The sequence below is a fragment of the uncultured Halopseudomonas sp. genome, from assembly GCF_963977355.1.
Classification (GTDB): Bacteria; Pseudomonadota; Gammaproteobacteria; order Pseudomonadales; family Pseudomonadaceae; genus Halopseudomonas.
On the sequence record NZ_CAXBOV010000029.1, the window covers coordinates 1 to 14,797 of the forward strand.

The following is a 14,797-nucleotide window of genomic DNA, read 5'->3' on the forward strand; positions in this document are numbered from 1 at the left end:
GCGGACGGTAGTGAACCTCCCAGGGTGCAACGGTGAATTGGTTTCGGTAGCCCTGTGTGAAGCCGTCACTTTCTTTCACGTCGCTAGTGACTGACTCTTCCAGTACCTGGGGCTGTTTGCCTTCGTGCTGAATGCTGACTACCAACCACAAGTCGTTCCATTCAATTCGCGGATGCTCTGACAGGGTCAGAAAGTGGCCGCTAATCAGATTGGGTACGTCGCTCTTGCCCTCGGCTAGCCGGTAGTCGCTGCGGTGGCGTTCCAGGCTGCGCTTGGCCAGTTGCTTGCCCCGGGTGCGCTCAGTAAAGCGGCCAGGGTAGTCGTAGTCTTCCAGGTCGGGCAGCGGTATGGGTTGCTCGTGACCTTCCGCGGGTTGCTCGGTTTTGTGCGCAGCTTCCATCAACAGATGCGGCTTCTCGAAATCGTAGTCCCGGCGCGTGACACGACTGGGACGAGTTTCGATGCGCATGGCGAAGCGCTTGATCACTGGCTCATCTGCTACCAGACCGCTGTCCTGGACGTAAGCCGTGGGTCTGTCGAGCTTCGGGAAACCGGTCTGGTCGTCGCCCAACACCAGTAGATGATTATCAGTGCGATGTTCGAAGTGGTAGTGAATGCCTTCTTCTTCACACAGGCGCTGGATGAAGTGCAGATCCGTTTCATTGTATTGGGTGCAATAGATCCGCTGCGGATACTCGCTGTTGAGTTGAAAGCGGAACGCGTCAGCCTGAATTCCGTGGTCATTCAGAATCCGGATGATGATTTCGGGTACGGTCAGGTGCTGAAAGATGCGCTGGTTGGTGCGGTGGCCCAGATAAAACAGGTGCGGCACCAGGTCGATGTGGTAACGCGTCAGCCGCTTGCCCGCATCACCCTGGGCGACGCGGTGAATCAATCCATGAATTCCCTTGCCCTGACCAGCGAAAGTGAAGAAGGCAGGTTGCTGCAATAGGGCTTCGATATCCAGATCAGGACATTCGCTGACCAGTTCCAGCTGGAAGCGATAGGGCCGACTGATGGCTTCGGAGCCGGTGAAGGACAGCACCTTGAAGTCATGGGCAATGCCGGGTATGTCCATGCCGGGAATATCCAGCATAAAGACAGCCGTATTGGCGGGGGCGAACATCCGATGTTCCTTGTACTTGGTATGTAGAGCGGGCGCATTATTACAGATTGGATATGGGGAAAATGTGAGGTGGTCGGCAAAACCCAAAAGGAGTTTGGGTTAATGACCGATCGAGTTGGAATGTCTGATTTAGAGCACCAGGGAGTGCGCAACAAGTTGCGCAAATGATTGCATTGAGCGGGAAACAAGGGCGCTGAAATGCCAGTGTATAGATCAGGCGTTGATCAAGAATTACGTAAAATCATGCGGAGCAAAGACAGTCCCTATGATTGCGAAAGTCGAGGGCCTGTTTCCCAGCCCACGACCCGGTTCCGGCCCTGCGTCTTTGCCTGATACAAAGCCTGATCGGCACGATCTATCAGGTCAAAGAGGCTTTCATCCTGATCCTGCTCAAGCTCAGCCACTCCGATAGATACGGTAACTTGAACGCCAACTTTCTCTATGGAAATGGTCTTTTCCTGCCAGGAACTGCGTAGCCGTTCAGCGATGGTCTGCGCTTCAGCCAAGCTTGTGTCCGGTAACAAAATCAGGAACTCTTCTCCACCGAACCGACAGGTCAGGTCTGCCAGTCTGGAGTGGTCATCGAGGTGCCCTGCAAAAGCCAGCAGCACTTGGTCTCCGGCTTTATGACCGTGGTCATCGTTGATCGCCTTGAATCGGTCGAGATCCATCAGCATAAGTGAAACGGGCTGACTGGTCAGGCGCGAGAGCCCCATCGCTTTCAAGGCTGTTTCTTCAAAAGCTCGCCTGTTGAAGAGATTGGTCAGAGGATCCCGGCTGGCCAGGTGCCTCAATTCATCCTGCAGGCTCACGGTGGTCAGAACTACGCACATCAAGGAGAAGCCATAAATAAAGGCGACGCCTTCAAGATAGTTGATCGCCTCTACGCTGACAGCCATCTGGAAGTCCGTAGCATTGATATAAGCCTCCTCCGTGAGATAAAGGAAAAAACGGCGGGCATAAATAAGAGAATGCATACCCCATATCAGCGCCCAGACCGCAACCACAGCACGGCGAAGGGAACCAATCAGCCATAGTTCCAGAATATTTATCACACAGACGATAACGACGATTGCGCTGTGGAACATGATACTGAAGCGCAGTGAATCCTGAAGCAGAACAAAAACACTCATCTGTACCGCCAGGAGCCCGAGCATAATCGGGATAAATCCCTTTTGCTCCGGTTTGCGATAACAGAGGGTGCCCCAGAGGATCACAAAATAGGCCTGGGTAATGACAACTGCGCTGATCCAGAGAGGTACAGGTGGGCTGGCGACCTGACATACGAGGCCAAAAATAAAAACAGCGAGGCCGGCGGTCCAGTAACGGATGGCGCGAACCTGGCGATTGAGTATACTTGCGGCCAGTAATCCCATGACCGATACGATGGTAGTCACTGCCAGAACTACCATAAGCGTGTTGATATCAAGCATATGACTACTTCCTGAAAGCTATGCTTTTAATATTCTTATAGCAGACAGGGTAATGTGAACCAGGTGGATTGACCAGCATCGATGCGCCATGCCTGAAATGAGAGGCATGGCGCTGTCGTATCAAGCTGGAAGTCTTATCCTGAACCAGAGTGCATACAACGCAGGCAGGAACATCAAGGTAATCAGAGTACCCACCAGAGTTCCACCAATCAGCACGTAGGCCAGCGGTCCCCAGAAAGCATCGAAGGTCAGCGGCACGAAAGCGAATACTGCCGCCAGCGCTGTCAGAAGTACGGGGCGTGTGCGCTGTACCGTAGCCTCTACCACTGAGCTGAACTGGTCCATGCCCGCAACCAGGTTATCGTCTATCTGCTTGGTCAGAATCAGGGTGTTGCGCATCAGAATACCCGCCAGCCCGATCAACCCCAGCAAAGCGACAAAGCCAAAGGGTTGGTTACCTATCAACAGAGCAAGTGTGGCCCCGATAACGCCCAGTGGCGCGGTTGCCAGCACCATGAAGGTGCCGGAGAAGCTGCGCATCTGTAGCATGATGACGATCATCATCAATCCCAGCATGATCGGCTGTACCTTGCGGATCGAGTCCTGACCCTTGGCTGACTGCTCAACAGCGCCACTTATTTCCATGTGGTAATCCGGCGGCAAGTCGCCGCGCAAGGTTTCGAGCTGGCCCCATAGATCCATGGTCACATCAGGTGGCTGAGCGTCATGAACATCGGCCTGCACCATGATGTAGGGCTCGCGGTTGTAGTACTTGAGCACCGGCTCTTCACTGACAAATTCGATCAGGCCTGCCTGCTGCAAGGTAATGGTGCGGCCATCGGCGGTACGCAGCGGTAAGTCGGCAAAATTGTCCAGACCTTCCGGCGCACCCCTTACCACCAATTGTACGCTGCGCGTGTTCTCGCGCAGAACGGTAACCGGCTGACCACCCCACTGCACCTGCAGTTGCTGAGCCAGTTCCAGCGGCGTCAACCCGATCGCCAGCAAGCGTTCGTTGTCCAGACGTAGTCGGGCTGCCGCAACTCGGTCGCCCCAGTCCAGATTCGCATTGATAATTTTGGGGTGGGCGGCCATCAGCTCGCGCACATCATTAGCCGTTGCACGTAACACATCTGGATCAGGGCCCATGATCCGGAAACTGACCGGCCAGGCAACCGGCGGACCAAATACCAGTTGATGCACGCGCACCCGCGCCTCGGGGAACTCTCCCGCGGCGACTCGCGCCTGCATGTCTTCGATTATGCGGTTGCGACCCTCATCGTCTTCGGCAATGGCAATTACCTTGGCAAAGGCCGGGCTGGGTAATTCCGGATTAAGCGAAATAAAGAAGCGTGGTGCCCCCGCCCCCACATAAGCTGCAAGCGAACGCACATCATCGTGGCCGGCGAGTATGCCCTCAAGACGCTGGACGACCTCGTCGGTGGCGGTAATGCTGGTGCCCTCGGGCATGAAGACTTCGATCAGCACTTCAGGGCGATCGGAAGACGGGAAAAACTGTTTTTGTACCAAGGTACTCATCCCCACCAGGGAGAGTACGAAGAGGGCTACCGTGCTGGCCACAATAGTCTTGCGATAGCGCACACAACTCGCTATCAGATTACGAAAGCGCTGATAGCCTCGGGTCTGGTAATGCGCGGTGTGACTCTGTGTTGGTTTGCTGCTTGGCTTGAGCAACATGACGCCCAGAAAGGGCGTGAATACTACCGCTACCAGCCAGGAGGCAAGCAAGGCGAAGGCCAGTACCCAGAAGATGTTTCCGGTATATTCACCTACGCCCGAGCGGGCGAAGCCAATCGGAACAAAACCGATTGCAGTGACCAGTGTGCCCGACAACATAGGTGCAGCCGTGGCTGTCCATGCATGGGCTGCTGCACGTGTCTTTTCCCAGCCCTCCTCCATCTTCACCAGCATCATTTCGATCGCGATAATGGCGTCATCCACCAACAACCCCAGCGCGATGATCAGCGCACCCAGGGTAATTCGATCCAGGTTCATACCGCGAATCAGCATTAACAGGAAGGTAAGCCCCAGGGTAAGCGGGACGGCGATGCCGACTACCAGTCCAGGCCGCAGTCCGAGGCTGAGGAAGCTGACCACCATGACTACCAGTACGGCTATCAGGAACTTGATCTGGAAAAGCTCCACCGCTCGACTGATAGCATCACTCTGGTTGGTCACCTGACGCAGTTCCATGCCCAGGGGCATCTGGGCTGAAAGGTCTGTGAATTTTGTTGCCAACCGGTTCCCAATCTCCAGGCCGTCTTCGCCCTTGTTAAGCACAACACCGAGCATCAGCGCATCTTCGCCAAAAACCCGCACCAGATAGCTGGGTGGGTCTTCATAGCCACGGGTGACGGTGGCTACATCGCCCAGTCGAATCAAACGGTCACCCAGTCTTAGTGGAACATCCTCTATGGCACTCAGATCGGCCAGGTCAGCATCGATCCGCCAGTAAAGACGGGTACCTTCGGTCTCGATCAGGCCAGCGGGCATGAGTCGGTTGTAAGCGTCCAGTGCCTGACCTATCTGCTGCGCATTGATACCCAGTTGCGCCATGCGGTAGGCATCAAGGTCGACATAAACCCGTTGCTGTTGCTCACCGATCAAGCGTACTTTCTGTACACCCTCGATCCGATTGAATATATCGCGAAGCCGTTCGGCCTCCTGCACCAGTTGCCGCTGCGGTAGTCCCGGGGCAGTCAAGGCATAAAGTGAAAAATACACATCGGAAAAATCATCGTTGACGAACGGGCCCTGGACACCGGGGGGCAGCACGCGCGCCTCATCCTGCATGCGCTTGCGTACCTGATAAAAAACTTCAGGCAGCTCCTCTGATGGAGTGAAGTCCTGAAAAGTAACCAGCATGTCGACCCGTCCGGGCCGGGCTGTGGTCTGGATTTTTTCGAACCACTCGACTTCCTGTATACGCTTTTCCAGGGGGTCAGCTACCTGGTCGCGTATCTGCTCAGCGGTTGCGCCAGGCCAGGTGGCAGATACAACCATGGCGCGAACAGAAAACGCTGGGTCTTCAGCCCGTCCCAGGGCAAGGAATGCATAAACCCCGGCGATGGCAATAAGCAGCAGAAAGAACAGCGTTACTGAACGTTCACGCACAGCGATCGCGGAAAGATTGAAACGCAGTGGATCCGGACTCATGGCAGAGCCTCGACCTTCTGGTTTGGCTCCAACAAGTGGGCACCCAAAGCAATAATCCGGGTTCCAGCCGGCAAATCACTGTGAATATATGCGTGCTCTGTATCCATGCGCACCAGCTCAATCGCCCGCCATAACACTGTTTCGTTTTCCAGAACCCAGACGCCCATTCCTGCACCGTGGTCAATCAGAGCACCAACAGGAACGCGTTGCAGAGCTGAGGTCTCACCGTTGGGAGTGGTTGGCAGTATCAGCGTGGCGCTGCTGCCCAACGGCCATTTGGCGGGTGTGTCCTCAATGCTGTAGCGGGTACGCCAGCTGCGCGATTGTGGATCGGCCGAGCCAGCAACCTCGCGAAGCTTTGTCTCAGCTTCCAGGTTGCTGCCATACAACTGCACCCGAGCCTGTTGCGGCAGTTCCGCACGGCGGCGCTCGGGTACGAATACCTCAATATCCCGGGGGCCGTCATAAGCCAGTGTTGCCACCGCCATCCCGGACGTCACCACCTGCCCTACCTCACCGCTGACTTCCAGTAATACGCCGTCAGCAGGTGCTTTCAACTCGCCGTACTCGTTTGCGCTGCTGGCCTGAGCCAAGGCAGCCTCAGCGGCTTTGGCGCTCTGGCGTGCGGCACGAGCCTGAGCCCGGGCATCTTCAAATGACTGAGCGGGCACCAGGCCCTGCTGATTCAACGATGCAAGACGGTCACGATTGGCTTCGGCGTTTTCCGCCTGTGCGCGGGCCGCGGCCACGTTGGCCTGAGCTGCAGCCAACTGCTGACGGATGTCGCGGGGGTCAAGACGCATCAGCACATCGCCCGCCTTCACCTGTTCACCAGCCTGGGCCAGGCGCTCGCTTATCTGTCCGGAAACCTGAAAGGCCAGTGTGGCATCTCGTCGCGACTGAACTGTACCGCTAAGCGTCCAATGTTGCTCCTCTGCGCTTTGAATCTCGGCCGTGCGAACCTTTACTACTGATGCTGCTGTCTCGCTTTCCTGCTCAGCCCCGCAACCTGTGAGCAGTATTATTGTCAGAAATGAAAGCAGAAGCGCACGCATAGCCTTGTGACCTTAGAAGTCAATTTATGTAAGCGTATAATTACAGAACGCCATCGTTCCGTAAATGCTTGTATTGCGTTAATCTTGTGACGAGTGTCGCAGACGATTACGACAGAATGTATAGCGCTATCATCGACGAGCCCCACGGAGAGAAAAAAGTAAATGCGTGATAAAGATCTGCAGTCCGCCAGTCCCGGACGGCCGGTGGACGCTGAAAAGCTGAATCGCATTCTTGATGCGGTGCTCGACTGTTTTGCTGACGGCGACATGCACTTCACCATTGAGGGTATAGCCAGGCGGGCCGGCGTATCGAAGGGCACCATTTATCGACGTTTCGACAACGCAGAAGCGTTGTTGAGCGCAGTACTCGAACGTCAGCATCAGGAAATGGCAGGGCTGGGGCCAGCACCCGTCAACACCATTGATGATCTACGTGAGCAACTTATTGCATTGGGTATCCAGTTACTGGCTTTTATTACCAGCGACCAGGGCGTACGCATTATGCGCACAATCATTACCCATGGCGCTCGCCACCGGGAGCATGGCGAGCTCATCTATCGGGATGGCCCGCGTGCTTTTGTCGCGCGCGCTGCAATGTGTCTGCAAAGCGCGGCAGAGCGCGGGCAAATCCGTGTTGATGATCCCATGCACACCGCCGAGCAACTGTGCGGCATGTGGAAAGGTAGTCTGGTACACGGCCTGCTGATGAACGGCTGTCCCACCCCTGATGCAGATGAGTTGCGCTTTCGAGTCGAGTCGGCCGTGAATTTGCTGCTGACCGCCCTCAAGGCAGATATGCAACAGGGTTGAGTTTCAGTCGTCAGCTGGCTGCTCGACCCAGATCAACTCATCGGTATTGAAACCCAGCTCACTGGTACGCTGGACGAATCGTTGCTTGATCTCATCACTTACCTGCGGTGTGCGCGCGAGCAACCATAAATAGCCCGTGTCTGGACCGGACACCCATGAGTAGCTGTAGTCCTCCTTGTCCAGCTCGAAGATTCCGTAAGCGCCATAGAAAGGCCCAAAAAAGGATACCTTGAGGTAACCCGTGTTCTCATCCTCGACAAAATAGGCCTTGCCCTCCGCCTCCTGCCACTCGCCCTCTTCCGCCGAGTAACCACGATTGAGAACGCGAATGCCACCATCGTCGCGCATGCTGTACTCAGCTGTTACCTGGCTCAGGCCTTCCTCGAACGAATGATCGAGTCTCGCAATTTCGTACCAGGTACCCAGATAGCGCTCAGGTTCGAAGCCGGTGACCGGCTCGACACGTTCTGGCAACTTGACGCAGCCAACCAGTAATACGGTAAAAAAAAGAGTCAGAGACTGTCGCAAATTCATCATTCACCTATGCTGTCGTTAGTTTTGTACCTGCAAAAGACCTGGCCGATGCGGGCTGGCCTGTAAGGAGTGTAGCAATGTTGAATGGTTTTCTAGCTCGATGTATTTGTAGTGTCGGCGTATTGATCGCCCTGAATGCTGCAACCGCGCAGGCGGCAACAGATATACAGACTTATGACGCCCAACTGTCTGGATTCGAATACGCCTATCCGGTTGACCGCTTCTTATTCAGCTCGCAGCAGCAGGACCTGGAAATGGCCTATCTGGACGTGCAACCTGTTGCAGAAATGGCCAACGGCAGGACCCTGGTACTGATGCATGGCAAGAACTTCTGCGCAGGCACCTGGGAAGCCACTATTGCCGAGCTGCTAGGTGCCGGTTACCGGGTGATTGCCCCTGATCAGATAGGGTTCTGCAAGTCATCGAAACCTGAGCTCTACCAGTTCAGTTTTCACCAATTGGCCAGCAACACGCATGCACTGCTTGACCACCTCGATATCCAAAGCGTAACCGTCATGGGCCATTCCATGGGAGGCATGCTGGCAACCCGTTATGCGCTGATGTATCCACAGCAGACAGAACAGTTGGTCATGGTCAATCCGATTGGGCTTGAAGACTGGAAAGCCCTTGGCGTGCCCTATCAGACAGTCGATGAGAACTATCAGGGTGAGCTGCGCAAGAACGCCGAAGGTATCAAGGCCTACCAGAAGTCTACCTACTACGTGAATACATGGGAGCCTGCATATGACCGGTGGGTGCACATGCTGGCCGGCATGTACGCCGGTGAGGACGCTGAGCTGGTCGCCTGGAATCAGGCGCTGACATCAGACATGGTGTTTACCCAACCGGTAGTCCACGAATTCGGGCAGCTACAGGTGCCTGCCCTGCTACTCATTGGCGAGCAGGACAACACAGCCATTGGCAAGGGTCGGGCGTCAAAGGTTGTGCAAAAAACGCTGGGCCGTTATGACCTGCTCGGCGAGCAGGCTGCCCAGGCAATCCCGAATGCCACGCTGGTAGAGTTTCCGGATCTGGGGCACTCGCCACAGATCCAGGAGCCGGAGCGTTTTCATGAGGCATTGCTCAAGGGGCTTGAGGCCCTGTAGCAAACCGGCTCGAATAGTACCTGTGAGCTGGCCTGTCCCTGTCAGATCAGCTCAGGAGCGACGACCATGCATTATTCAACACCCAGCGGTTCGGAACAGGCTCAGTAACCTGCTGTGTCAATGGTTAACGTGCATCACCGAGCGCTTTCTGCGTGAATGGCGGTCTACGCTAATCAACGAAAGCAATAGTTAACATTAAAGGAGCACAAGCAATGCTGATTGATCTGACAGGCAAAACCGCCATCGTAACCGGCTCAACCGCAGGCATAGGCCTGGCAATCGCCCATGGGCTGGCCCGAGCCGGTGCCAGCGTCGTGGTCAATGGTCGCACCGAGGGCCGCGTACATACTGCAGTAGAAGAGATACGCGCAGCCTGCCCCGATGCCAATGTCCGCGGCGTGGCGGCAGATCTGGCCACTGCATCCGGCACTGAGAAACTGCTCAATGCTGAGCCCCATGCAGATATTCTGGTGAACAACCTGGGCATCTTCGAGGCGGTGGATTTTTTCGATATCCCGGATGATGATTGGCAGCGATTTTTCAACGTGAATGTACTCTCCGGCGTCCGAGTCTCGAGAGCCTACGCACCAGGCATGGTCGACAACGGATGGGGCCGGATTGTTTTCCTGTCCTCGGAATCCGGTATCAACATTCCGACTGAAATGATCCATTACGGCTTTACCAAATCGGCCAACCTCTCGGTCTCACGTGGCCTGGCCAAGCGACTGGCAGGCACCGGCGTAACCGTTAATGCAGTATTGCCGGGGCCGACTCTGTCGGAAGGCGTCATGGCGATGATCGAGCCGTCTGCCAAAAAACAGGGCATTAGCATCGAAGAAGCCGCAAGCCAGTTCGTCAAGGCCAAGCGCCCCTCCTCCATCATCCAGCGAGCGGCCACTACTGAGGAAGTAGCCAATATGGTGGTCTATGTCTGCTCGCAGCAGGCATCAGCTACCACAGGCGCCGCCATGCGCGTTGAAGGCGGGATAGTCGACACCCTGACCTGATTGATTCAGAGCCAGCCCTTGCGTCGGAACAGCATTAGCAATCCCGCGGAAACCCCGATCATCACCACCCAAACTGCCGGATACGCCCATCGCCATGTGAGTTCCGGCATGTAATCGAAGTTCATGCCGTAGACCCCAGCGATAAAGGTCAACGGCATGAACAGGGTGGCGATGATGGTAAGCACCTTCATCACCTCGTTCATCCGGTTATTGATGCTCGACATGTACAGATCAAGCATGCTGACCAGCAGTTCTCGAATAGTGTCGGTGGTATCGAGCACGTGCACGCTGTGATCATATACGTCGCGCATGAATAGCCGGGTTTCCTCACTGATCAATGGATGAGCGTCCCGTGATAGCTGGCTGAGCACCTCTCTCAGTGGCCAGACGGCCTTGCGCAGCATCAACATCTCTCGTTTGAAATGATGAATGCGCTGCAAGGTTTGAGGTTGCGGCTCGAGGATCAACTGGTCTTCCAGGGCCTCGATTTCATCACCCAGTTTTTCCAGCAGAACAAAGTAGTGGTCGACCACTGAGTCGAGAATGGCATACGCCAGATAGTCTGCCTGCATGAAGCGAATACGCCGTGCCTCGCGCAGCCGTGCGCGCACACCGTCAAACACGTCATCGGGCAGTTCCTGCAGCGAGAACACGTAATCCTTGCCCAATATCAGGCTTATCTGCTCGGAATAGATCTCGTGTTTGGTTTCATCGAAACGGAGCATGCGCAGGACGATGTAGAGATAGCCGTCGTAGGTTTCTACCTTGGGCCGCTGGTCAGTATTGAGAATGTCTTCAAGTACCAACGGATGAAGATCCAGCAGCTCTCCCATGGCCTTCACCGTTACAGCCTGGTGCACGCCGCTCATATCGAACCATTTAACGCCCGGAAGACCAATAAATTCGCGACATGCTACCGGTGTGACCTTCTCCATGGACTGGAGATTATCCTCGTCATACACAACCACGGAGATAGAGGGCTCGAACTGTGAGTGCTTCCCGATATGTACCAGAGTACCTGGCGCTGCGCCGAGCTTTTTCCCGCGTTTGACTACCAGCCTTCGCGCCATTGGATACGCCTTTGTGTCGGTTGATGTGAGCAGCCTTGCTGGCCTCACGGGGCGGGGATCAGTCCGCGTTCAACGCGGCGTCCGGCTTGAGAGAATACATCTGCTTATCGGCGAGCTGAAAAAGACTTTCCGCGTTCGTGGCATCATCAGGGTACACCGCCATGCCGATACTCATGCCTACCGAAACATCATGCCCGTCTATCAGCACTGGCTTGATCACCTCACTGAGCAATTTGTGCTGTAACGTCTGCATCGCTCCCCGGCTGCCCACCGACTCCAACAGCAGTACGAACTCGTCACCACCGACACGGGCAACAGTGTCGATCTCGCGCAAATGCGTCTTCAGCCGCCGGGCAACCTCGATCAGAACCTGATCGCCAGCCATATGACCAAAACGATCGTTGATCTGTTTGAACCTATCCAGATCAGCGACCATCAACGCAAACTGCTGGCCGGTTCGTTGGGAACGCAACTGTGCCTGCTTGAGGCGATCGCCAAGTAACTTGCGGTTTGCCAGGCCCGTCAACGAATCATGGTTGGCCTGTTCTTCAAGCAATACCTTGTTGCGAGTCAGCTCTTCGTTGGCCTGTTCGAGCTCAACGGTCCGCTCAGCCACGCGACTTTCGAGCTGCCGCTCACTTTCCCGCAAGGCATCGACCATTTTGCGATTGACCGCCAAAGCATCTTGCTGAGCACTGTCCTGGGCTTTCTGCATGCTGTTGATCCTGTCGGCCAGGGCCAGCGATAGCAGAATCATTTCAGCCGCCGAGCCGAACATCAGAGCGTTTGAAGTGAAGCCGTTGGAGGGCAATACGCCCAGATTATGCAGAGCAATGACCACGATGCTCAGCAGCAGAGATACCCATGCCAGAACGAAAAAACGCGCGCCTGGTTGACCGTGGTAGAGACTCACCCCGCCCATGACCAGTGCGCTCAGGGCAAAAAGCAAAGAGGTAATATTGACGATCACCGCGCCGGCGAAGTACGAGAAGAACAGCGTGATCACAAAGCAGGTCGCAAACACTATACCGAGCAACGGCATTACCCATTGCATTCGCAGGGTACGCGGTGTGGGCGCGAGGAATCTCTGAACGAAAATCGCCCCAAATACGCCCGCCAAGGCTACGCTTCCAGTGGGCGAAAAATGCGTGAGCACCGCATTATTCGGCCAAAGGAACTGTCCCGTCAGACCGGCCAGGCTAGCCTGCCCCACGGCAAGAAAAGCGACAAAAGCCACATAGATCAGATAAAGCCGGTCGCGCAGTGAAAAGAAAAGAAAAAGATTGTAGAACATCAACCCGCCGAGCAATCCGTAATAGGCACTCAAAAAGGCGTAGGTGTGTTGGTCATCTGCCCATAGCGCATCGGGTTGCCAGAGATTGACTGGGACCGACAAGGTGCCGGATGAGTCAACTCGGATGTAGAGATTGTAGCGAGTATCAGGATTGAGCCTTAGTTCGAACAGATGTTGCCGATGCTCAAAAGGCTTGCGGGCAAAGGGTATCTGGTCACCTGCATGCTGGCGACTATATAACGCGCCCTGCGCCGCAACATAGACGTCGACGTTATCCAGCGAGGCGTGGGCGACTTCGAGGAACCAGCGTTCGGGTATATCTTCAGCGGTAGTGAAGCTCTGAAATAACCATACCTGATCGCGAGTCAGGCCAAAATTGGTAGACGAGGTAGAATCAGCTTTAACTTCACTGAAGGCACCCTGCAATTGCTTGCTGTGCATCTCCTCCAGCGACATTTCCTCGCCCGCATGCCTGAAGACAGAAAAATGCCGGGAAAGGGAGTAACGAGGCTCATTACCAACAATCAGTTCTGAGTTGGCAATTGCATTTCGAGCAAACAAGGATACAAGGCAAAGCATTCCGATTAAAAAAAACAGTCGGAAATTCTGGATCAATCTGCACCAAGCTACCTCATTCCTCTGCACGCGAACTCCGTTTCATGCTTTCAGTCAGCGGTCCCGATTGACGACGCGAATGATAGCAATTTGCTATTCGCGTCTCCCTAATACTTTAGTCTATAAAACGCTGCCCTCCGAATCCTGACCAGAACGCAATACACCCTTGGTATCGGTTTCCACCGCATCAGGAGCGAACCATTTCAGCTTGTCATGAAGGTTTACCACCTCGCCAACAATAAGCAGCGTTGGTGGGGTAATTTTTGTGTTCTCAACCAGGCCAGGCATGGTGCTCAACGTACCGATCAACACCTTCTGATTAGCGGTGGTGCCCTGCTGCACCAAAGCCATCGGGGTATCTGCGCCCCGGCCATGCTTGATCAGCTGCGCGCATATTTCCGGCAAGCCGACCAGACCCATGTAGAACACCAGCGTCTGACCTGGCGCCACAAGCCCCTGCCAGGCAAGATTACTGGTGCCATCCTTCAGGTGGCCGGTCACAAAGCGTACTGACTGGGCGTAATCACGGTGAGTCAGCGGGATACCGGCATAGGCCGAGCACCCGTTGGCGGCGGTGACGCCTGGCACGACCTGAAAGGGTATGCCGTGGGCAGCGAGCTCTTCGATCTCTTCCCCACCGCGTCCGAAAATGAACGGATCCCCACCTTTGAGCCGCAGAACACGTTTTCCCTCACGGGCCAGGCGCACAAGCAACTGATTGATTTGCTCCTGGGGAACGGCATGTTCGGAGCGTGCCTTACCCACGTAAATACGCTCGGCGTCACGTCGGCAAAGATCAATGATCGCGGTTGGCACCAGACGGTCATGCAGGACCACGTCAGCCTGTTGCATCAAGCGCAAAGCGCGGAAGGTCAGCAAGTCCGGATCGCCCGGGCCAGCGCCAACCAGATAGACTTCACCGCGGTAGCTCTGCCCTGCCTGATCCGCCAGACGGCTGGCGAGCAGATTTTCCGCGGCCTCATCCTGTCCGGCAAAAATACGCTCGGCCACATCTCCCTGGAAGACGTCCTCCCAGAAAACGCGGCGCTGGTTGATCTGCGGAAACGCTGCCTTTACCTGGCTACGAAAACGTTTGGCCAATTGGGCCAGCTTGCCGTAGGTATGGGGAAACAGTGTTTCAATACGGGCCCGCGTCAGGCGCGCCAGTACCGGAGCATGACTGCCGCTGGAAATGGCAATGATCAGTGGCGAGCGATCAACAATGGCTGGAAAAATCACGGTGCATAGATCGGGCGCATCCACCGCGTTGACCGGGAGAAATCGGGCCTGGGCGTCCGCCGATACCTGGGCATTGAGCGGTTCGTCATCCGTCGCAGCAATAACCAGTTGCGTGCCGTCCATGTCAGTCGGCTGATAGCCACGCTCGATACATTCGCCGCCTCCGCCGAGCACCAGCTCCGCGAGCTGTTGTTCGATCTCGGGAGCGACAACACGCAGCACGGCACCCGATTCGGTCAGCAGTCGCGATTTACGCAGCGCAATTTCGCCGCCGCCAACTACAAGTACCAGACGGCCCTGCAGGTTGTGAAAGAGTGGCAGATATTCCATA

The 14,797-nt window shown here is 55.5% G+C and carries 11 protein-coding genes; 3 read left to right on the forward strand and 8 right to left on the reverse strand.

Annotated features, from left to right (window positions below; all coding sequences use genetic code 11):
• From tssI to AAC076_RS14805, 4 genes are all read right to left on the reverse strand, one after another.
• On the reverse strand, positions 1–1,126 hold a 1,126-nt coding region (tssI, locus tag AAC076_RS14790; RefSeq protein ID WP_339847090.1), incomplete at its 3' end, for a type VI secretion system tip protein TssI/VgrG.
• Between the two features lie 263 nt (positions 1,127–1,389).
• Positions 1,390–2,559: a GGDEF domain-containing protein gene (locus tag AAC076_RS14795; RefSeq protein ID WP_339847092.1), complete on the reverse strand. Its 1,170-nt coding sequence runs from the start codon at positions 2,557–2,559 to the stop codon at positions 1,390–1,392.
• A 120-nt stretch (positions 2,560–2,679) separates the two neighbouring features.
• Positions 2,680–5,736, reverse strand: coding sequence for an efflux RND transporter permease subunit (locus tag AAC076_RS14800; RefSeq protein WP_339847094.1), 3,057 nt, complete (start codon positions 5,734–5,736; stop codon positions 2,680–2,682).
• Positions 5,733–6,791 (reverse strand): efflux RND transporter periplasmic adaptor subunit, encoded by a 1,059-nt coding sequence (locus tag AAC076_RS14805; protein WP_339847095.1) that lies wholly within the window; start codon positions 6,789–6,791, stop codon positions 5,733–5,735. The genes AAC076_RS14800 and AAC076_RS14805 overlap by 4 nt, the downstream gene beginning before the upstream one ends.
• 162 nt (positions 6,792–6,953) lie before the next feature.
• Between AAC076_RS14805 and AAC076_RS14810 the strand changes: the two genes are divergently transcribed.
• On the forward strand, positions 6,954–7,601 hold the full coding sequence (locus AAC076_RS14810) for a TetR/AcrR family transcriptional regulator (RefSeq protein WP_339847096.1): 648 nt from the start codon (positions 6,954–6,956) through the stop codon (positions 7,599–7,601).
• Positions 7,602–7,604: 3 nt separating this feature from the next.
• Here AAC076_RS14810 and AAC076_RS14815 read toward each other — a convergent pair whose 3' ends face one another.
• Positions 7,605–8,138, reverse strand: coding sequence for a lipocalin family protein (locus AAC076_RS14815; protein WP_339847098.1), 534 nt, complete (start codon positions 8,136–8,138; stop codon positions 7,605–7,607).
• A 74-nt stretch (positions 8,139–8,212) separates the two neighbouring features.
• Here AAC076_RS14815 and AAC076_RS14820 point away from each other — a divergent pair, with 74 nt between their 5' ends.
• Entirely contained in the window at positions 8,213–9,241 is a 1,029-nt protein-coding gene (locus AAC076_RS14820; RefSeq protein WP_339847100.1) for an alpha/beta hydrolase, read from the forward strand.
• 212 nt (positions 9,242–9,453) lie between these two features.
• Positions 9,454–10,248, forward strand: a complete 795-nt coding sequence (locus AAC076_RS14825; protein WP_339847103.1) for an SDR family oxidoreductase — start codon at positions 9,454–9,456, stop codon at positions 10,246–10,248.
• Between the two features lie 5 nt (positions 10,249–10,253).
• Here AAC076_RS14825 and corA read toward each other — a convergent pair whose 3' ends face one another.
• From corA to cysG, 3 genes are all read right to left on the reverse strand, one after another.
• A complete protein-coding gene (gene corA, locus AAC076_RS14830) occupies positions 10,254–11,318 on the reverse strand; it encodes a magnesium/cobalt transporter CorA (protein WP_339847106.1) in 1,065 nt (354 codons plus the stop codon).
• 58 nt (positions 11,319–11,376) lie between these two features.
• Positions 11,377–13,191, reverse strand: a complete 1,815-nt coding sequence (locus AAC076_RS14835) for a diguanylate cyclase (protein ID WP_339847108.1) — start codon at positions 13,189–13,191, stop codon at positions 11,377–11,379.
• Positions 13,192–13,347: 156 nt separating this feature from the next.
• Positions 13,348–14,796 carry a siroheme synthase CysG gene (gene cysG / locus AAC076_RS14840; protein WP_339847111.1) on the reverse strand — a complete coding sequence of 483 codons (1,449 nt, stop codon included), beginning with the start codon at positions 14,794–14,796 and terminating at the stop codon, positions 13,348–13,350.
• Between the last annotated feature and the right edge of the window lies 1 nt (position 14,797).